The 19,697-nt window shown below is 62.1% G+C and carries 18 protein-coding genes; 6 read left to right on the top strand and 12 right to left on the bottom strand.

Features of this window, described 5'->3' with window-relative positions:
* The first annotated feature begins 53 nt into the window (after positions 1 to 53).
* Positions 54 to 482 carry an HIT family protein gene (locus tag LPB73_RS08825; protein ID WP_089263737.1) on the top strand — a complete coding sequence of 143 codons (429 nt, stop codon included), beginning with the start codon at positions 54 to 56 and terminating at the stop codon, positions 480 to 482.
* 224 nt (positions 483 to 706) lie between these two features.
* Here LPB73_RS08825 and tsaA read toward each other — a convergent pair whose 3' ends face one another.
* The 5 genes from tsaA to LPB73_RS08800 all read right to left on the bottom strand — a co-directional run bounded on the left by tsaA (position 707) and on the right by LPB73_RS08800 (position 4,440).
* A complete protein-coding gene (gene tsaA, locus LPB73_RS08820) occupies positions 707 to 1,198 on the bottom strand; it encodes a tRNA (N6-threonylcarbamoyladenosine(37)-N6)-methyltransferase TrmO (protein ID WP_231080323.1) in 492 nt (163 codons plus the stop codon).
* Between the two features lie 26 nt (positions 1,199 to 1,224).
* Positions 1,225 to 2,211, bottom strand: a complete 987-nt coding sequence (locus LPB73_RS08815; protein ID WP_231080322.1) for a Bug family tripartite tricarboxylate transporter substrate binding protein — start codon at positions 2,209 to 2,211, stop codon at positions 1,225 to 1,227.
* Positions 2,212 to 2,301: 90 nt separating this feature from the next.
* Positions 2,302 to 2,646 carry an AzlD domain-containing protein gene (locus LPB73_RS08810; RefSeq protein WP_120292013.1) on the bottom strand — a complete coding sequence of 115 codons (345 nt, stop codon included), beginning with the start codon at positions 2,644 to 2,646 and terminating at the stop codon, positions 2,302 to 2,304.
* The gene (locus LPB73_RS08805) at positions 2,643 to 3,377 is read right to left on the bottom strand and encodes an AzlC family ABC transporter permease (protein WP_231080321.1); all 735 of its coding nucleotides are present in this window, start codon (positions 3,375 to 3,377) and stop codon (positions 2,643 to 2,645) included. The genes LPB73_RS08810 and LPB73_RS08805 overlap by 4 nt, the downstream gene beginning before the upstream one ends.
* A gap of 91 nt (positions 3,378 to 3,468) precedes the next feature.
* Positions 3,469 to 4,440 carry a lytic transglycosylase domain-containing protein gene (locus tag LPB73_RS08800; RefSeq protein WP_231080320.1) on the bottom strand — a complete coding sequence of 324 codons (972 nt, stop codon included), beginning with the start codon at positions 4,438 to 4,440 and terminating at the stop codon, positions 3,469 to 3,471.
* A 90-nt stretch (positions 4,441 to 4,530) separates the two neighbouring features.
* Between LPB73_RS08800 and LPB73_RS08795 the strand changes: the two genes are divergently transcribed.
* Together LPB73_RS08795 and LPB73_RS08790 are read left to right on the top strand one after the other, a co-directional pair.
* Positions 4,531 to 5,466 (top strand): glycine/sarcosine/betaine reductase selenoprotein B family protein, encoded by a 936-nt coding sequence (locus tag LPB73_RS08795; RefSeq protein WP_231080319.1) that lies wholly within the window; start codon positions 4,531 to 4,533, stop codon positions 5,464 to 5,466.
* Positions 5,467 to 5,611: 145 nt separating this feature from the next.
* A complete protein-coding gene (locus tag LPB73_RS08790; RefSeq protein ID WP_068734400.1) occupies positions 5,612 to 5,962 on the top strand; it encodes a PilZ domain-containing protein in 351 nt (116 codons plus the stop codon).
* Positions 5,963 to 6,175: 213 nt separating this feature from the next.
* On the opposite strand, the gene clpA is transcribed toward LPB73_RS08790, so the two are convergent.
* On the bottom strand, positions 6,176 to 8,575 hold the full coding sequence (gene clpA / locus LPB73_RS08785; protein WP_089263729.1) for an ATP-dependent Clp protease ATP-binding subunit ClpA: 2,400 nt from the start codon (positions 8,573 to 8,575) through the stop codon (positions 6,176 to 6,178).
* 252 nt (positions 8,576 to 8,827) lie between these two features.
* Complete coding sequence (clpS, locus tag LPB73_RS08780; protein ID WP_068734422.1) at positions 8,828 to 9,160, bottom strand: ATP-dependent Clp protease adapter ClpS; 333 nt, start codon at positions 9,158 to 9,160, stop codon at positions 8,828 to 8,830.
* A gap of 523 nt (positions 9,161 to 9,683) precedes the next feature.
* Between clpS and LPB73_RS08775 the strand changes: the two genes are divergently transcribed.
* Positions 9,684 to 11,024 carry a TadE/TadG family type IV pilus assembly protein gene (locus tag LPB73_RS08775; protein ID WP_184517789.1) on the top strand — a complete coding sequence of 447 codons (1,341 nt, stop codon included), beginning with the start codon at positions 9,684 to 9,686 and terminating at the stop codon, positions 11,022 to 11,024.
* Between the two features lie 84 nt (positions 11,025 to 11,108).
* Here LPB73_RS08775 and LPB73_RS08770 read toward each other — a convergent pair whose 3' ends face one another.
* Positions 11,109 to 11,444: a phasin family protein gene (locus LPB73_RS08770; RefSeq protein WP_068734393.1), complete on the bottom strand. Its 336-nt coding sequence runs from the start codon at positions 11,442 to 11,444 to the stop codon at positions 11,109 to 11,111.
* Between the two features lie 398 nt (positions 11,445 to 11,842).
* On the opposite strand from LPB73_RS08770, the gene LPB73_RS08765 reads away from it, so the two are divergent.
* A complete protein-coding gene (locus LPB73_RS08765) occupies positions 11,843 to 13,666 on the top strand; it encodes a D-alanyl-D-alanine carboxypeptidase (protein ID WP_175368446.1) in 1,824 nt (607 codons plus the stop codon).
* A 217-nt stretch (positions 13,667 to 13,883) separates the two neighbouring features.
* Here the strand turns inward: LPB73_RS08765 and LPB73_RS08760 are convergent, their stop codons facing one another.
* The 4 genes from LPB73_RS08760 to LPB73_RS08745 form a co-directional block, all read right to left on the bottom strand.
* Complete coding sequence (locus LPB73_RS08760) at positions 13,884 to 14,609, bottom strand: DnaJ domain-containing protein (RefSeq protein ID WP_184517795.1); 726 nt, start codon at positions 14,607 to 14,609, stop codon at positions 13,884 to 13,886.
* A gap of 51 nt (positions 14,610 to 14,660) precedes the next feature.
* Positions 14,661 to 15,383: a VWA domain-containing protein gene (locus LPB73_RS08755; RefSeq protein WP_231080318.1), complete on the bottom strand. Its 723-nt coding sequence runs from the start codon at positions 15,381 to 15,383 to the stop codon at positions 14,661 to 14,663.
* 70 nt (positions 15,384 to 15,453) lie between these two features.
* Positions 15,454 to 16,329 (bottom strand): alpha/beta fold hydrolase, encoded by an 876-nt coding sequence (locus LPB73_RS08750; RefSeq protein WP_093761275.1) that lies wholly within the window; start codon positions 16,327 to 16,329, stop codon positions 15,454 to 15,456.
* 396 nt (positions 16,330 to 16,725) lie between these two features.
* Positions 16,726 to 17,649: a division plane positioning ATPase MipZ gene (locus LPB73_RS08745; protein WP_231080317.1), complete on the bottom strand. Its 924-nt coding sequence runs from the start codon at positions 17,647 to 17,649 to the stop codon at positions 16,726 to 16,728.
* A 234-nt stretch (positions 17,650 to 17,883) separates the two neighbouring features.
* Here LPB73_RS08745 and panC point away from each other — a divergent pair, with 234 nt between their 5' ends.
* Positions 17,884 to 18,735 carry a pantoate--beta-alanine ligase gene (panC, locus tag LPB73_RS08740; protein WP_231080316.1) on the top strand — a complete coding sequence of 284 codons (852 nt, stop codon included), beginning with the start codon at positions 17,884 to 17,886 and terminating at the stop codon, positions 18,733 to 18,735.
* Positions 18,736 to 19,697: the final 962 nt, after the last annotated feature.

Raw genomic sequence — 19,697 nt, 5'->3', positions numbered from 1 at the left:
CCTCTGGCGGCGACAGTCGCCCAAATTTGCGCCGAAATTCTCCGGAGGATTCCATGACCGCGTATGACCCGAACAACATCTTCGCCAAGATCCTGCGCGGCGAATTCCCCTGCTACAAGGTCTATGAGAACGACCACGTGCTGGCGTTCCTCGACATCATGCCGCGCTCCCCCGGCCATACGCTGGTGATCCCGAAGGCGCCCGCGCGCAACATCTTCGACATCACGCCTGACGACTACGCCCATGTCATCCGCGCCGCCCACAAGATCGCCGCTGCCTGCAAACAGGCCTTCAAGGCCGACGGCATGACCGTCGCACAATATTCCGAGGCCGCCGGCGGCCAGGTGGTGTTTCACCTGCACATGCATGTGATGCCGCGCCACGACAATGTCGGCCTGCTGCCACCGGCATCGCGCAAGGAAGATCCGAAAGTGCTGGAAGACAACGCGACGAAGCTGATCGCGGCACTGGCGGCGCTGTAAGCTGCGCACCGGCCGTGCGCTCCCTCTCCCCGCTCTGCGGGGAGAGGGGTGGGTGAGGGGCAAGGCACACAGCCAATCGCAATGGTGATCTATCGGATCGCTGCCTGCGGCTTCAAATTACCGACCCGAGAGCGTTTACTCGCGTCAACGTCGTGCACAGCCCCTCACCCGCCGCGAAGACGCGGCGACCTCTCCCCGCAAAGAGCGGGGAGAGGTTAAGTCCCCTACTCCGTCTGAAAGTCGCCCGGCTGCGGCGGCGCCAGCGGTGTGAACTCGCAGCGGTCGGGCTTCACATCCAGCAACGGCGTCTCGTCGAGGCAATCGAGCCCGCGCACCAGCACGGTCGCCCCCTCAATCCCCACCAGCTTCACCATGGATGTGCCCAGCGGATTGGGCCGCACCGGTGTGCGCAACGAGAAGATGCCGCGCGCATTGCCGTCGTTTTTCGGACTCTGCAGCACCAGGTCGCGGCGCGACAAATGCAGCCAGTAGATCACTTCGAGATGCTTGTAGAGGTCGAGATCCTTCAGCCCCGCCACCCAGGGCTCGAATATCTCGAGTCGGCACACCGGGCCGTCATGGCGGCCCTGCCGCGGCGTTTCCATCCGCGACGTCCAGGGCGTGCGGATGCGCCCGATATAGACGAGACCCGCATGGTTCGGCTTCGGTGCATCGACGGCGAGTTCGCCGGCGCGGATTTCACTTTCACGAACCATTGGTCACCGCTCTTGTATCCTGTCGATTAATCCAGCGAGATACCCTGCGCCTTGATCACCTTCGACCACCGGGCCCGGTCTTCGTCAACGAATTCGTTGATCTCCCTGACCGTCTTCGGCCGCAGCACCGGGAAGCCGATCTTTTCCAGCGATGCGCGGAACGTAGTGTCGTTCAAGGCACGGTCCATGCTGGCCATCACGGTCTTCACGACATCATCCGGCAGTTTCGACGACCCCGCCAGACCGAACCAGACGCCGACCTGATAGTCAGGATAGCCGCTCTCGATGACGGTCGGCACGTCAGGCAGATCGGGACTACGTTCTTTCGAACTGACGCCAAGCGGGCGCAGTAACCCGGCCTTCACCGGCGGTAGCGCGGTGGAGAGCGTATCGAACATCACCTGGATATTGCCGGAGAGGAGATCGGTCAGTGCCGGTCCCGCACCCTTGTACGGCACATGGGTCATCTCGACGCCAGCGATCTGCTTGAACATCTCACCCGCGAGATGAATGGTGCCGCCGGTGCCGGCCGAACCGAAATTCAGCTTGCCCGGATTGGCCTTCGCGTAGGCCACGAATTCCTTCACCGTCTTGGCCGGCACGGACGGATGCACTTCCATCACCACGGGCAGATCGGTCACCACCGTCAGCATCCGCAGATCTTTCTGCGGATCGTAGGACAGCTTTTTGTAGAGCAGCGGATTGAGCACCATGATGGACGCGGCCGTGACAAACAGCGTGTAGCCATCGGGCTCTGCACGCGTCACCATTTCGGCGGCGATGGCGCCCTGCGCGCCCGGCTTGTTCTCGACGATCGTCGTTTGCTTGAGGTCGCGGCCGAGATAATCCGCCACGAGACGCGCGAGCACGTCGGTCGGGCCGCCGGCTGCATAGGGCACCACGAGCTTGATCGTACGCGTCGGATATTCCGCCGCACGGGCGAGCGGCGCGGCAAAACCCATCGCGACGATGACGATGCCGGTTATCAAGGCAGAACTTGCGCGCAATCTCATATCGTCTCCCAACCCCTATTTTTAAGTTGAGCGGAGACTATCGCGTTCACGCAGTCATACAAGGCCGATACAGCCTGACGCTGTCGTCTATCAACCAAGGATGTATTTGCCGGTGACCATCACCAGCTCCCCGCATGCGACGCCGAGAAAGATCGAGCGCCGGAAAGCGACGAAGACGACGAGCCCGACAGCCACCGCGCCATAGCGCAACGGCGGTGGAATACTCGCCAGCGCGCCGGGCGGCACGACAAGAATTTGCGCGATGACACCGGCTAGGATTGCAGTGGCCACCGCCCTCACCCAGATCAGGATCTCGGACTCTTCATCGACACCGCCGCCGAGCCACAGGCCGAGCATGCGCCAGACTTCATTGGGCAGGAAACCCGCTAGCAGCAGTACGAGCAACGCATGCCAGTCGCCGATGAAGTCGCTCATCGCCGCCTCCAGCGATGCACGCCATAGGCGATCGTCCCGGCCGAGACGCCGGAGATCAGAATATCAACGCCGGTGTTGAAGAGCGACACGACAGGAAACAGCGCGAGACCGAGCACGAGCGCCACGACATCGGCGAGCTGCTTGCAGTTGCGCGCCGTCGACAGCAGAAACGCCAACGGCGTCAGCAACAGGATCGCCGCGCCGAACAGCGGCGGCAGATTGGCCGCGAGGTGATAGCCGATGAAGGTCGCGGTCAGCGACGACAACACAAGTCCGAGACCGAGGCCGTTGACGAAGGCGATGCGTCGCTCGCGTGGGACCAGCGGCATCAGCCGGAAGCATTCCACCCACAGCGTCACGGCGATGAAATGCGACGGCAGGATCAGTTGCCGCTTTTTGGTCTCCGGCATGCGCAGCATCGGCAGCACCGACACCACCATGGGAAACAAACGGATCGCACTCACGGTGACCGCGAGCGCCGCCTGAATGACCGTGGCGCCAGAGCCGAGCGCGACGAGAAGAATAATCTGTGCGGGGCCGGCCCAGACGAACAATGTGCTCGCCAGCGCCCAGAACAGGCTGAAATGCGTGTCATGGGCCAGCGCGCCGATGCCGACATAGGTCGCGAACAGTACCGGCGTCAGGATGGTCGTGGTGACCGACCGCATGCCGTAAAGAAAGGCCGCCGCACTGCCCTGCCATCTCGGTGAATCCAGTGCAGGAAGCGACACGTGGGTTTGTTTCTTCTTGGTTGATCCGGCCTGTCATAGGCTGCCGAAAGCCGCCGGCGTCAAGAGGCGCCAATGCATGGGGTGCCAGCAGTCACGCTCTGCCGTTGCGCAGCACCAAACAGCCTTGCCCGGCCCGGCGGATCTTGCTGCAGAGATCGTTGGCCTCGTCACGCGTGTCGGTCCCGATCCTCACCTGATAGAAGGTTCGCGTGCCACGGCTTCGGAACAGCGAACTCAGCAGGTTGGGATCGCGTTCGCCGACCACCGTGCGCAAGCGCAGCATCACGCGTGCATAGGACATCAATGCACGATCACGATTGAAGCCTGCCGCCAGCTGCACACCCCACGGCCGTGCTTCGCCGAGCTTCACACGCGCTTCCAGTTGCGTGACGAAGGGATTGGGCGCGCGCTGCAACAGCGCCATCAATTCACGGCAGCTCGACGTCGCGGCACGCGGCGGCGTCTTGCCGTTGCGGCCCACAGCCTGCCAGTCCTCGACCGTCGCTCCCGTAATGGCGGAGACGTAGTTGCGGGTCTCGCCGGGCATGTATCCCTTGCCGTCGAGCCAGTCCTGCACGCGGCGTGGTCCTGCATTATAGGCCGCAGCCGCGAGGCCGAGATTGCCGAACTGGTTACGCAGCTCGCTGAGAAATTCCGCCGATTTCGGCAGCGCCTGCACCGGATCGAACGGATCGAGCAGCCGCCGTTCATTGGCCGTGCCCGGCATGAATTGTGCGATGCCCTGCGCGCGCTGGCCATTGCGCGTCACGGGACCCACGGCATCGGGCTGAAACCGGCTCTCCTGCCAGATCACACGGGCAAAGAATTCCAGCGGCAGGTCGTTGGCCCGCGCTGCGGACTCGATCATCAGACACATCGACTCGCGTGCGTCACTGTCACGTGCCAGATTTGGCTTCGACGGCGCCGCCATCGGCATCATCCGGTCCGCGCCGGGCTTCGCCAATTCGCTGACCGGCAGCTCTTCGGCGCGCACGCCCGCGACCGGCGCAAGCAACAGCGCCGCGAGGCAAATTATCCGGCCGATGATGCTTCCGAACGCCATGCCTGATCCCGCGCGGATTCCCCGCGCCTTGACAGCGGGACCCCAGCAGCTAGCTATGAATGAAAGACGGCAAAAGCGGGAGTGCAAACAATGGCCGAGACGCGCGACGACACATCCGGCTTTGCCAGCGACGACGATGTTCCAATCCAGTATATGGCCCGCACCCGCGCCTATTATCAGGCGATCGGCTATGACGTTCCCTATCGCTGGGCCCACCACGTCGACGCGCCGTTCCAGCCGCTGAAGAAGCCGCTGGCGCAGTCGCGCGTCGCCATCGTCACCACCGCAGCCCCCTTCGATCCCGCCAAGGGCGATCAGGGTCCGGGCGCGCTCTATAACGGCGGCGCCAAGTTCTATCAGGTCTATGACGGCGATACGTCGGTCGATCATGACCTCCGCATCTCGCACATCGCCTATGATCGCGTGCACACGAGGGCAGACGACAGCGGCACCTGGTTTCCGCTGCCCGCGCTGCGCGCACTCGCCGCATCCGGCCGCATCGGCAGTGTCGCGCCGCGCTTCTATGGCGCGCCGACCAATCGCAGCCATCGCGTGACCCTTGAGACCGACGCGCCGGAGATCGTCAAGCGCGCCAAAGCCGATGGTGTCGATGTCGCCGTCCTGGTGCCGAATTGCCCGGTCTGCCACCAGACCATCAGTCTCGTCGCCCGCGAGCTGGAGGCCAATGGCATTGCCACCGTGGTAACGGGCTGCGCCAAGGACATTGTCGAACACGCTGCCGTGCCCCGTTTTCTGTTCAGCGACTTCCCCCTGGGCAATTCCGCCGGCAAGCCGCATGACAAGGCCTCGCAGGCGCAAACCCTGGAATTGGCGCTGCGCCTGCTGGAATCCGCCGTGGGTCCGCAGACCACCCTGCAGTCGCCGCAGCGCTGGGCCAGGGACGCGGTCTGGAAGCGCGACTACAACAATGTTGCCCTGCTCAGCGCCGAGGAACTGGCGCGCCGCCGGGCCGAATTCGACAAGCAGAAGGACATTGCCCGGGGATTGCGCGAGACGGCGGCCTGAGCCCGTCCTGAGGCCGATCACCCCGTCTTTCGGCGATCGCCCTTAACTTTGGTTTACGTTAAATCCGCTCAATCCGCGCGAGAGCCTTCCCCGCCGGATGGAACTGCGTACAGTCCCCGCCTGTAACCTCAGGGGGCCTCAGGACATGGACGAGCGGCGCAAGAACGTCAGAGACAAGGTGATCTACGGTGCCGTCGCGTCCAAGGACCAGAAGGCCAAGGAATGTGTCGTGCGCGACATTTCCGAAGACGGCGCCCGCATCGAATTTGGAAGCGGCGCGCGACTACCAAAGGATGAGCTGACGCTCAACATCGCGCGAAAGGGCCGTTCGTTCCTCGCCAGGATCGTCTGGTGGCGCGACAACATCGTCGGCGTCGCCTTCACCGATCCGCCGGTGGAGAGCAAGGAAAGCTCCGACATCGAAGAGCGGTTGCGCAAGAGCGAGAAGAAAAAGCGCGAATTGCAAAAGCAGATTCAGAAACTGCTGGGGCAGTAAGGCGTTTGGCCAAATAACAAAACCGCAAACTCAGCCCTCATCCTGAGGAGCGCGCTTGCGCGCGTCTCGAAGGATGGGTGCATATGCATTCATGGTTCGAGACGGCGCCGAAGAGGCGCCTCCTCACCATGAGGACAGAGAGCGTATCCCCCAAAACAAAAACGGCCGGTGATCTCTCACCGGCCGTTTTCATGTGTTCAAACGGGCGAGAGCTTACGCCTTCTCCAGCGGCCCCTTGGCTGAACCCGAACCCTTGCCCGACTTCGGCTTCTTCGCCGCGCCGCGCTTCGCCGGCAGCTTCTCCGGCTTCGGCGTCACGGGACCGTCGACGAATTCGAAGCCGATGCTTTCCTGCTCGACACCGAGCACCGCCTCGTCCTTCTTCAGGATGACGCGGACATGGCCGCCATTCTTGAGCTTGCCGAACAGCAGTTCGTCGGCCAGCGGCTTCTTGATGTGCTCCTGGATCACGCGGCCCATCGGGCGCGCACCCATCTGCTCGTCATAGCCGTGCTGGATCAGCCAGGCCTTGGCGGGATCGGACAGTTCGATGGTGACGTCGCGGTCTGCAAGCTGGGCTTCCAGCTGCAGCACGAACTTCTCCACCACCATGCCGATCACATCCGAATTCAGATGTGCGAAGGACACGACCGCATCGAGACGGTTGCGGAATTCCGGCGCGAACTGCCGGTTGATCGCCTCCTGATCCTCGCCTTCCCGCTTGCCGCGGGTGAAGCCGAAGGCCGCACGTGCCATGTCGGCGGCGCCGGCATTGGTTGTCATGATCAGGATCACGTTGCGGAACGAGACCTGCTTGCCGTTATGGTCGGTCAGCCGGCCGTGATCCATCACCTGCAGCAGCACATTGTACAGATCCGGATGCGCCTTCTCGATTTCGTCGAGCAGCACCACGCAATGCGGATGCTGGTCCACGCCATCGGTGAGCAGACCACCCTGATCGAAGCCGACATAGCCGGGAGGCGCGCCGATCAGGCGCGACACGGTGTGCCGCTCCATATATTCGGACATGTCGAACCGAATGAGCTCGACACCCAGCGACGACGCCAGCTGCTTCGCCACTTCGGTCTTGCCGACGCCGGTGGGGCCCGAGAACAGGTAGCTGCCAATCGGCTTCTCCGGCTCGCGCAAGCCGGCACGCGCCAGCTTGATCGATGCCGCCAAGGCTTCGATCGCCTTGTCCTGGCCGAACACCACGCGCTTCAAAGTCGACTCAAGATGCCGCAGCACCTCGGCATCGTCCTTCGACACGCTCTTGGGCGGGATCCGCGCCATGGTCGCGATCGTGGTCTCGATTTCCTTGATGCCGATTGTCTTCTTGCGCTTGCTCTCGGCCACCAGCATCTGCGCCGCACCCGACTCGTCGATCACGTCGATCGCCTTGTCCGGCAGCTTGCGGTCGTGGATGTAGCGCGACGACAGCTGCACCGCAGCCTCGATGGCCTCGTTGGTGTATTTGAGCTTGTGGTAATCCTCGAAATACGGCTTGAGCCCCTTCAGGATCGAGATCGCGTCTTCAACGGTGGGTTCGTTGACGTCGATCTTCTGGAACCGGCGCACCAGAGCACGGTCCTTCTCGAAGTGCTGGCGATATTCCTTGTAGGTGGTCGAGCCCATGCAGCGGATCGCACCCGAAGCCAGCGCAGGCTTGAGTAGATTCGAGGCATCCATCGCGCCGCCCGAGGTGGCGCCGGCGCCGATCACCGTGTGGATTTCGTCGATGAACAGGATCGCATTCGGATGCGCCTCAAGTTCCTTGAGCACCTGCTTCAGGCGTTCCTCGAAGTCACCGCGATAGCGCGTGCCGGCCAGCAACGTACCCATATCCAGCGAGAACACGGTGGCCGCCGACAGCACTTCCGGCACATCACTGTCCACGATGCGCTTGGCCAGACCTTCGGCGATCGCTGTCTTGCCGACGCCGGCTTCGCCGACGAACAGCGGATTGTTCTTCTGACGGCGGCACAGGACCTGGATCGCACGGTTGATCTCGGCCGTGCGCCCGATCACCGGATCGATCTTGCCGTCACGCGCCTTCTTGTTGAGATTGACGCAATAGGTATCGAGCGCCTCACCCTTCTTCTTGGCGTCGTCGCCGTTTTTGGTCTCGGTCTCCTCGTCAACGCCGCGCACCGGCCGCGCCTCGGAAACGCCCGGCCGCTTGGCAATGCCGTGGCTGATGTAATTCACCGCGTCGTAACGCGTCATGTCCTGCTCCTGCAGGAAATACGCGGCATGGCTTTCGCGCTCTGCGAAGATCGCGATCAGCACATTGGCGCCGGTCACTTCTTCGCGACCCGACGACTGCACATGAATGACGGCGCGCTGGATCACGCGCTGGAAACCGGCGGTCGGCTTGGCGTCATCTGCACCATCCGTCACCAGGTTTTCGAATTCGGTTTCGAGATAATTGACAAGGCTTCCGCGCAGCTTGTCGAGATCGACGCTGCACGCCCGCATCACTGCCGCTGCGTCGCTGTCATCCACCAGCGACAGCAGGAGATGCTCCAGCGTCGCATATTGGTGGTGCCGCTCGTTCGCAATCGAGAGCGCCCGATGCAGCGATTGTTCAAGGCTTTGAGAAAAAGTTGGCATTCCGCGTCCTCGTTGGCCCCCACCATCATGATCGTCGTTGCCGGGTCAGGCAACAAGAACCTTTCTCACATATAGTGATGTCTGATCGTGGTGAAAGGCTGGTTCCCGCTGCTTGTTGTGACGCGTCCGCAGAGCACGTCTGTTCATTCCAGCGCATTGTCACATGCGCTGTTGACGCAGCCGAACGACCGCGTTCGACTCACATCAGTTCAATGCAAGACCTGTTCCCAGTTTCCGGGAATTCACGCGAGGCTACTTCTTTTCCATCACGCATTGCAAAGGGTGCTGGTGCTTGCGCGCAAAATCCATCACCTGCGTCACTTTGGTTTCGGCGATCTCATAGGTGAAAACGCCGCATTCCCCGATCCCGTGATGATGAACGTGGAGCATGATCTGCGTCGCCGCCTCGGCGTCCTTCTGGAAGAACTTTTCCAGCACATGGACGACGAATTCCATCGGCGTGTAATCGTCGTTGAGGATCAGCACGCGATAGAGGTTGGGACGCTTGGTCTTGGGTTTGACCTTAGTGATGACCGAGGTGGCCGGTCCACCGGGCGCATTGGACCGGTTGTCGTCCTCTGCCATGCCACGCGGCCGCCGGCGGCGATCGTCGAGGGCGCCGGCCACAGGCATCAGGATGCCGTCAGGCATGAATTTCGAAGGTTTCTGGAACATAGCGCCTGTATAAAAGTCCCTAGCCGATATTGGCCAGCCCCGAATTGACAGCGTCCCCAGCCACGACGTGCTGCCGGACGCCTCGGGCACAGAGGCGCCCCGGGTCGCCGCATGGGTGCGACGCTGTCCGTTACAGGACCGATGGAGCCAATATGGGTTCCTGTGGCCGTTCTCGCAAGCACACTGCAAGCACCTGGAATGGCTCGCCGCGCACCCCGCCTGATGGCCTCCGGTTCGGTCAGGGTTAACCGATCGTGCTCGATTTGACCGGATCCGCCAACCAGCCATTTAACCGTCGTTCACGATAATACCGGACGCTGGCGCAGCGGCACACCAATAGTCGGCCTTTTACCTATTTTCTGAGGACACCTTTACCACCTGTTTAGCCGCAGCCGCCGACATGACCGCCAGAAACCTACCATTGGCGGTGACAATGTTTATTCAGTCCGTGTCGAGCCAGGCAAAGCGCCTCGCATCCCGATTTGCACGCCACGACGGCGGCAATATCGCAATGACCTTCGCCGTCGCTCTGGTGCCCCTGCTCGGCTTCGTGGGCGCCGCCGTCGACTACTCCCGGACCAACGCCGCCCGCTCGGCGATGCAAGTCGCGCTCGACTCTGCAGCCTTGATGGTCTCGAAGGACCTGTCCGCCAATCCGACCATGTCGGCAGCCGATGTCACCTCGAAGGCGACCGCCTATTTCAACGCGCTGTACACCAATACGAATGCCGGCCAGATCACGGTGACAGCGAGCTACACGACCAATACCAAGGATGGCTCCACCGTCACGGTCAACGGCACGGGTACCGTTGCAACCGATTTCATGAAGATGGTCGGCTTCCCGCAGATGGGGATCAGCAGCGGCTCGACCACGACCTGGGGCTCGACGCGCATGCGCGTCGCCATGGCGCTCGACGTCACCGGCTCGATGAAGGACGACGGCAAGATGAAGGCGATGCAAGACGCCGCAAAGAGCCTGATCGATACTCTGAGCGCCAATTCGCGCATGACCGAGGACCTCTATATTTCGATTATCCCGTTCGCGCAGATGGTCAATGTCGGCGCGTCGAACAAGAACGCGACCTGGCTCAAATGGGATGACTGGGACACCGCCAATGGAAACTGGGTTTCAAAAAACGGCAATTGGAGCTGGCAACCGGCGAGCCATAACGGCTGGAATGGCTGCGTCACTGACCGTGATCAGCCTTACGACACCACCAACGAAGCCCCGACAGGCACGGCACGCTATCCAGCCAACCAGTACAATGCATGCCCCGCAGCCATTCTGGGGATGACAACGGCCTATGGTGCCAGCAATGTTAAGACGCTGAAAGACAAGATCGACGCCCTGTCGCCAAATGGCGGCACCAACCAGCCGATCGGCATGGCCTGGGCCTGGCGCACCTTGCAAATCGGTAGCGATCCGTTTCCCGCACCGGTCAAGGACACTAACTACAAATACACCGACGCCATCATCCTGTTGTCGGACGGCATGAACACCATCGATCGCTGGTATGGCAACGGCAGTTCGTACTCGCCCGACGTCGATGACCGCCAGAAGCTGCTATGTGCAAACATCAAGGCCCCGGTGAATGGCAAGCAGCAGACCGTCATCTACACCATCCAGGTCAATACCGATGGTGACCCTGAATCGGCCGTGCTCAAATACTGCGCTGACAGCGGCTCCTTCTACCCGACCAGTACAGCCAGCGGCATTGCGAGCGCATTCACCGCCATCGGCAACTCTCTGAATAAGCTCCGCGTCTCGAAGTAACACGCCAGCTAAAATGCAGAGCGTACCTTCAAACAAAAACGCCCGGCCATCAGGCCGGGCGTTTTGATTTCAAAACCGTATCGCTTAGCGCGCCGGGGTCATTTTGGCGACGAAGCCTTCGAACGGCTTGTAGGCCTGCTTGGCGAGATCGACATAGAGTTCGCTGATCTTGTGCGATTCAGCGACGAAGGATTCATAGGCCGACTTGGCGTATTCGGTCTGCACTTCGAGCACCTTGTCGAGCGACTGCACGCCGGACAGCTTGGTCACGAACGCATTGCCGTCCTCGAACGACTTCTTGGTGTAGTCGCCAACCGCGACAGCGATAGCCTGTGCACCGTTCTGAAGCGTGGCCGCCGATGCGACTGCACTCTCGAACTGCTCCTTGCCGTACTGCTGGATGTCTTCGACCTTGATCACTGCAAATCCTTTCCCGGATTGGACGGGTCAGCCGCGGCCGGGTGGACCCCGGTCTGATCTGACCTGCCCATCTATCGTGCGGTGCACAATGACGTCAAGAATCCTGTGCGATGCACAATTTTTACCATTGGCAATAAATGCACGGGTAACTGGCAAGGGTTGCTTAACCTTTTGGAAACTCGCCGGACCTACCCTGATTTCTTGCATTGGTGCGTTGGGGCCAAAAAGCCCAAAAACTGCATGAGTACATACTCTTAGCCAGAATGGCCGCGTATGCTTCTGCCATCCCGCCGAGAGAACCGCTCAGGCTGACGCTTAAAACTGAGACACATCCCCGGTTGTTGGGCATAATTTAGCCTCACGATCCGGGGAATGAGACTGATCTGACGGGGAAGTCCATGCTTCGCACAACGTTTGCTTCGTCGCGCACCTTGCGGGTGTGCGCTCTTGGGCTGGCAACTCTCAGCATCGCGGTCATCTTTACGACTGACAGTGCGGATGCCCGCCGCCGACATAAATCGCGAAGCCACGTCGCGCGCGTCTCCAGCTACAATCCCGCTTTCTCGTCGATCATCGTCGATGGCAATTCCGGTGCGGTTCTCTCGTCCAACAATCCCGACGGTTCGCGCCATCCGGCGTCGCTGACCAAGATCATGACGCTGTACATGCTGTTCGAGAAGCTGGAATCCGGCAAGCTCACGCTGGACAGCGAAATGGACGTCTCCCAGCACGCCTCCGTGCAGGCTCCGACCAAACTGGGCCTGCGCCCTGGTCAGACGCTGCGCGTGGAGGACGCGATCAAGGCCCTGGTGACCCGCTCCGCCAACGACGCCGCCGTTGTCATCGCCGAGGCCATTGCCGGCGACGAAGACGATTTCGCCAAGCTGATGACCAAGAAGGCCCGCGCGCTCGGCATGAGCCGCACGGTGTATCGCAATGCCTCCGGCCTCCCTGACGATGCGCAGGTGACCACCGCACGCGACCAGTCGGTGCTTGGCCGCGCTATCCAGGATCGCTTCCCGCGTTACTACCGCTACTTTGCCACCGCCTCCTTCAATTATCGCGGCCGCAACATCCGCAACCACAACCGCCTGATCGGCAGTGTCGAAGGCGTCGACGGCATCAAGACCGGCTACACCCGCGCCTCCGGCTTCAACCTCGTCTCGTCGATGAAGCGCGGCAACCGCCATCTGGTCGGCGTCGTGCTTGGCGGCCGCAGCGGCGGCGCCCGTGACGCCGCCATGCGCAACCTGCTTGCCGAGAACCTGGACAAGGGCGCCACCCGCCGCACCGTGGCCGCGATCACCGAGCGCAATCCGTCCGAATCCGCAACCGAGGTCGCCGAAGCCGAGGCTCAGGCGCGTCCGATCGACACCAAACAGGTCAACGGCGCCATTCAGGTGGCTGCTGCAACGCCGGTGGCCGCTGAACCGCTCTCCGAGCCCCCGGCTCGTCCCGCTGCGCCAGCGGCGCGCCCGTCGGTCTTCGCCGCCGCCACCGCAGCGCTGCCCCCGGCAGCGCCGATGCCGCAGCCCCGCAAGCCCGAGCCCGGCCCGCTCAACAGCGGCGTCATCCAGTCCGAGCCCATCTCGACCATTCCAGGCTCGTCAGAGCCGATGAAGCCGGTTCGGGTCCGTACCGTTCAGGTCAAGTCCGGTCAGTACAAGCTGGCCTCCGCCGGCGGCGAGCAGCCCGCCCCTCCCGCCGCCACGAATGCCATCACGGCGCGCTCTGAGCCCACCGCCCGCTCGCCCGAGACCACCAATTCGCTCTATGCCCGCTCGGAGATGCCGCGTCAGCCGGCGGGCTTCGGGACCGGCAATGGGCTTCTCGGCGTCTTGCCGGCCCAGGGAAGCGCTCAGGGCGGCACCCAGATGGCCTATGCCGACCCTGCCCCGCGTAACGTGCCAGCCCCTCAGGCTCCCGCTCCGCAGACGGTACAACAGGGCGGCGCTATCAAACCCGCCGCGATCCACACCGGCTGGATCATTCAGGTCGGTGCCCTCGAGAGCGAGAGCGAAGCACGGATCCGCCTCGACGCCGCGCGTGAACAGGCCCGCGGCCTGCTCGGCAAGGCCGACCCGTTCACTGAAGCCGTCGTCGGCAAGGGCGACAGGAAACTCTACCGCGCCCGCTTCGCCGGCCTCGACCGCGAAAAAGCCGAAGCCGTCTGCAAGACGCTGAAGCGTTCCGAGATTTCCTGCATCACCATCAAGAACTGATCGACTGATACCGTCGGATACGCAAATGGCCGGGACATTGTCCCGGCCATTTTGCTTTTGGTCACCATAAATCCCCGTGGCGACAACTTCTCGTCAAGACTTAGCCGCTACAAAATACAGACGGGGATTGATCGACCACGCCGGGCAACGGTGGGCGATGGGGCGTTCTCAGAGAAACGGAAGCTGCTCGCAGTTGTAGCGTAAAAGCGTGCTGGAGTTAGCTGCGATGCGTGCGAAGCAGAGTGTCCTTGGCCTCGTTGACTCGGGCCGCCAGGTACGTCGAGCCCCCCTGGTCGGGATGCAGTTTCTTCATGAGGGATCGGTGCGCGCGGCTGATCTCGTCGCGGGTCGCACCCGGCTTCACGCCAAGGATCTGATAAGCCTCCTCTTCCGTCATTTTACTGCTCGACGCCGGGCGGTCGTGCCGCCCTGCCGTATCGCCCTGCGCGTTCTGACGCCAGGCGGGAAACCGGCGGTCAAGATAACTTTCAAGTAGCGCCACGCTCTCCGCGTCGAAGCCGGCCATCATCGCCGCCAGTTGCGGCAGGTCGAATGCATCGAGCGACTGACCGGCATAGGGGCCAGCGACGATCCGTCCGCTGAGCTGGCCACTGTCATGATCGAGGGTCATGTCGAGAAATGCCGAGCGGACCTGCGAGGTCTGGCCGGACGATTTGGTCCCGCCCCCAAACATGCCGCCGATATTGCTAAAGCCCGCGGTGCCGAACGGCGCCCAGCCCAGCAGACCCGCCCCGAAGATTCCGAGCGGGATCGCCACGGCCAGCTCGCCCTTGATCCCCGTGAACGCCGCTACGGCCAGCGCCAGCACGCCACCAGCCAGTTTGATGCCGCGCGCCAGCAGCGCCGGGTTGGCCGAGCGAAACATCTGCAGCAGCATGTAGAGCACGAAAACGGCGAGCGCGCCGGCGATCAAAGTAGGCATGAGGGATAGATAGTCGGTTGCCGCGATCCGCGAAACGGTTTTGCAGACCGTTTATCGCATCTGGCCGAGCAGCTTTGCCGCACCCGGCGCCGACGACGCCAGCCGCGTTAGCGCCTCCCGTCCGCCCGCGGCATAGGCGGCTACCGCGCGCAGCAATTCGCGAAGCTGCGCTGCGGCTCCCGGATCGAACCGGCACCAGGCGCCGCCGGTCAGTCGGGCAATCTCGCGAAACGCCTGTTCGGCCGCCGGGTCTTGCCCTTCCTGGAACATGAAGACCGGTACTTTCAGCAGGCCGAGCTCGCCGGCACGTGCACAGAGCTCGTCAACGGACTCCTCCATGGCGTCGCCCACGAACACCAATGCACGCACGCCTGAGGCCACCGCCTCGCGCCGCGTCTCCGACAGCACCTTGCCGATCTGGGTCTGACCGCCCTGGCAAGCGATCTTGCCCATCAGCCGCGCCAGTTGCGCGGTGTCCGAAATCCAGCCGGTCGCGCGGCACTCGCTGAGACCACGGAAATAGACGAGACGGATATCGAGACTGCCGATCGATGCGGCTTCGCGAAACATGTCGGCCTGCAGCGTGCAGGCCATATCCCAGGTCGGCTGCCGGCTCATGGTGGCATCGAGTGCAAACACCAGCCGCCCGCGCCCGCCCGCTGCATGCGGCGCCATGGCTCTCGCCTTCGCTACAAATGCTGCGATGTCGGCCGATGCCGACGGTTGGGTCAGCGTATCGGTCTTTGATGTGGGAATGGTGGGATCGCTGGCCATGGCAACTCGCGTTTGCTGCAAGCTTCATGTGGCGAGCATAGGCGGCGCGGTCAACCGCGCAGCAAAGGACTCAATTCACGCTCGGCGTATACTGCGCGATCTTGTTCGGGTCAGCCGCATTGCTCTGCTGCGCAGGCTGCTCGATGATCTTCGGCTTGCCGGTGACCGGCGACAGCTTGCTGTCGTCGTCAAGGAACTTGTCGAGCAGCCCCTGAATCTTGGTCTTCAAGGTTTCCGGACCGCGATCGCTCATGTCGGTGTGCTGCGCGCCGGTGTTGACGACCGTGATACCGGCCTTCTCGCAGATCTCGTCATCCGGCACGACACCGGGATCCGGCTTGAACACCGTATCGTGCGAACGGAACGACAGGATCTTGAATTTGCCATCGGTCATGAACGGCACGCGCAGGTTATCCAGCGTCACGACCTTCTTGACGTCATCCGGGAATTCCTTGGCGTAGAACATCGAGATGTCGCCGCCGTTGGAATGGCCAACCAGCGTCAGATGATCGTAGTCGGAGTTCGGCTGAATCTTCTTCAGCTCTTTCACCGCGTATTTGATGTTCTGCACGCCACGCTCATAGACCGGCAGACGGCCGACATAGAGCTCGCCAACCTTGGTCACGAGCGGAGCGTCGGTATCGAGATCGTGCTGGATGCTGACGGCCATATAGCCGCGCGCCGCAAACACGTTCGCAAGAAACGAGTATTCGGTGAACTTGACGGTGTTACCGTGATTGAGGACCGCGACTGGCAGAGTGATCATGCCGGCATTGGCCTGCATTTCCTTGTCGCGGCGAACGGCGATGTCGACCTGCACAGGACGATTACGCGACGCGTCGAAGAACGTCAGCGTCTCATGCCGAATGGCCCACTTCGACGCGGTGAAGTACGCGGCGGTGGTCAGCACGCAAACCGAAAGCAGAATGAGAAGTCCGCGTTTCATGTTCGTCCCTGATCGGCCAGCTAGAGATAGGTCTCAGCCGGCTACAGCACTTATGGGCCGGAATGGCCTCAAGCGGCTGCTTCAACAGCATATATGTCACAGCCCGGTGACAGAAAGGCTAAATATTGTGAATTCCGAGCCATGTTATTGTGCGACGCACCCGTTTCTTGTGCAGTTGCTAAAGAAAGCCATGGTCGAATTGAGCGATTTTGAACAAGTTTCGCAAGGGATCGGAATTTCAAAAACGTCCTGTTTTCAACGACAAATCAACTGTCGAACGGGTGACTCGTTCCCCGGTAAAAGAAAATGATACCTGTGGTATCAGCGTGAAGTTGAGTGCGGGATCGTTCATAGCCTGCCGAACGCGCAGCGCTGGCTTTGCACCGTGAACGCGACTCAGTTGCCAAGGATGTCGTGAACGTCGAGCGGCTTGTCGACCTGGGCAAACCACTCGGCGCGGTTGGCGGCGCGGCGACGGCCACGCTCATCGAGCGGCAGCTTCAACTTGCGCAGCAGTTCGATGACTTCCTCGCGCGCCGTGACATGGCCCATGCTCGGGCGTCGCCCGAGCGTAGCTTCGTTGAGATCGTCGAGCGCCGTCAGGCCACGCGGGAAGAACTCACGATACATCACGCGCTCGGCGAGACCGTCGATGGCGCGGAAACCGAGCTGCAGCGAAAGTTGATCGAGGACGCCGGCGACCAGCATCTTGTTGTGCGAGCCGAGCATCGAGAGCCGGTTGCGTACCACGATCCAGTCGGTGATGGAGCCATCGTGCTGGCGGCGCTTGCGCCGCGCCTCACGCGCCATCTTCGAATAGTGGCTCTCGCCGGTCACCTTGTAGCTTGTAGCATCGACGGCGCCGAGCACGTCGAAGTCGAGAAAGCTGTCATTGATCGGCGTCACCAGCGTATCGGCCATCGAATGCGCCAGACGCATCAAATAGGTATCGCTGCCAGGCGTATCGATGACGATAAAATGGTGGGTACGTTCCACCGCGCTCACCGCGGTCATGAACTGATCGAGTTCGAAGGCTTCGTTGTCGGCGATCTGCATCGTCTCGCCAAGCTTGACGCAGCTATGGGTCGGCACTTCCAGCGCAAGTCCGGCGCTCTGCGCCCAGGCTGCGCGATTGGCGATATAGCGCGTGAAGCTCTGCTGGCGACTGTCGAGATCGATGGTCGCGACACGCTGACCGGCCTTCAGCAGCGCCACAGCAATATGAAGCGCAGTGGTCGATTTGCCCGACCCGCCCTTCTCATTGCCGAGCACGATCACATGCGCCGTGCCGGACTGGCCCTGGGTGGTTTGCATCAACATCGCGCGATCCTTCGATCATCTTCAAATCGCGAGGCGTGGCAAGGGTCAAGCTAAATACAGGGGCATCCTGCTGTGCGGGCGATCAGCCGCGCTTAATCATGAATCCCGGCGGCCGGTTGCGGCATCAGGACACCCGCTAGCCCGGTATCGTGAGGCTTGGGTGATCCCGCGAGCTTTGATAAGCAGGGCGCGCACGCCCCCACCCGCCGCCGCCAACAACAAGAACGAGCCGCAATGCCCCGCACCCCGATCGTCGCCCGCACCCTGCCCGCCCTCCGCAAGGCGCTCGACGGCTTGCGCGCGCGCAAGGCGACCATCGGCCTGGTGCCGACCATGGGAGCGCTGCATGACGGCCACGTCTCCCTGGTGCGCCTCGCCCAGCGCCGCACCAGCAAGGTCGTGGTGTCGATTTTCGTCAATCCAACGCAATTCGCGCCGACCGAGGACTTCGGCTCCTATCCGCGCACCTGGAAGAGCGACGTCGCCAAACTCACCGAAGCCGGCGTCGACCTGATCTGGAATCCCGACGCCAAGATCATGTATCCGGAAGGCTTCGCGACGAAGATCACCACCGGAGGCCCGGCCACCGCCGATCTCGAAGATCGCTTCCGCCCGCATTTCTTCGGCGGCGTCGCGACAGTCGTCGGCAAGCTGTTCACGCAGGTGCGACCGGACATGGCGTTCTTCGGCGAGAAGGACTACCAGCAGCTCAAGGTCGTGACGCGCATGGCGCGGGATCTCGATCTCGGCGTCAAGGTGACCGGCGCAACCACGGTGCGCGAGCGCGACGGTCTCGCGATGTCGTCGCGTAACGTCTATCTCTCGCCGGAAGACCGCGCCACGGCGCCGGTGCTTTACAAGGCGATGAAGGAAACCGCCAAGCGCCTGAAGGCAGGCGATGACCTTGAAGCCGCCATGGCCGGTGGCGCCGCGATGATCACCGCGGCAGGCTTCGCACTCGACTACTTCGAAGCGCGCCATGCGGAGTCACTGGCGCCGGTCACCTCGATGAAGGATGGCCCGGTGCGCCTGCTGGTGGCCGCGAGAATCGGCAAGACGCGGCTGATCGACAATATCGGGGTGTGAGGCTTTCGTCCTGACTCGTCATTCCGGGGCGCACGAAAGCGGCTAAGCCGCTGAAGTGCGAACCCGGAATCCCAGAGTGTTTTGCACTGACTAGAGACTCCCATGCCGAGATTCCGGGTTCGCGTCCGGCAAGTGCCGGCCGCGCCCCGGAATGACGAGTGTGGGATGGACTCGGGCTGAACGCACCCCAAACATTTTTTCCTATCTCCCGTTGACAACATCCCCGTCAGGTTTATATTCCCTTTCGTCCTGCCCCATCGAGAGGGGCGAGCGCGATCGTCACGTTCGCGGGGTGGGATGCGGTGGACGCCGGAGATGCGGCGTCACGCGGTTCATGGGGGAACGTCTGTCTTCGGGCAGGACGGATCTGCGCCAGCACTGCCACTGGCAAGGAGACGGCCGACCTTCGGATGGATAACCCCCTGGACAGTGTGACGGACGACCAAATCGAAACGCGTTCGGCTTACTCGCTTGAGGCTCCCTTCCCATCGCCTTGGGACTTTAATTCGCGATCGGAGCGTTCGTCGAGGCAAAGTGCAAGCAACCGAAAAAACACCGCAGGCGGAACGTCGGGCACTTGCTCGGCGCCTCCGAAAGTCCTGATGCACTCTAGATTGCGGAAGACCGCATTCGCATCAGGCCCAAGGGTGCAACGGGCACCCGGCGTTCCGCACGCCCTCTCACAAGAGGGTGGGAATGCGACAGACGACGGCGCCCCCGCGCCGCAAACAACAGGGGTGATGACGCATGTCTGAAGAGCAGTGGCTGTTTGACATTTGAATCTGAAATAACGTGACGCGCGAACGCCCAAACCAAACGTCGTCATGCCCGGCGCATGCCGGGTATCCACGTCTTGGCGAACAAAGGAAGACGTGGATGGCCGGAACAAGTCCGGCCATGACGACCGAGAGCGTTACGCGAGATCGTAGGATGGCAGGCGCATCGCACCTAAGCGAAACCCA

The sequence above is a fragment of the Tardiphaga sp. 37S4 genome (assembly GCF_021044645.1).
GTDB lineage: Bacteria > Pseudomonadota > Alphaproteobacteria > Rhizobiales > Xanthobacteraceae > Tardiphaga > Tardiphaga robiniae.
Note: the sequence above shows the minus strand (reverse complement) of the source record. Positions and strands in the feature narration are given on the sequence as shown.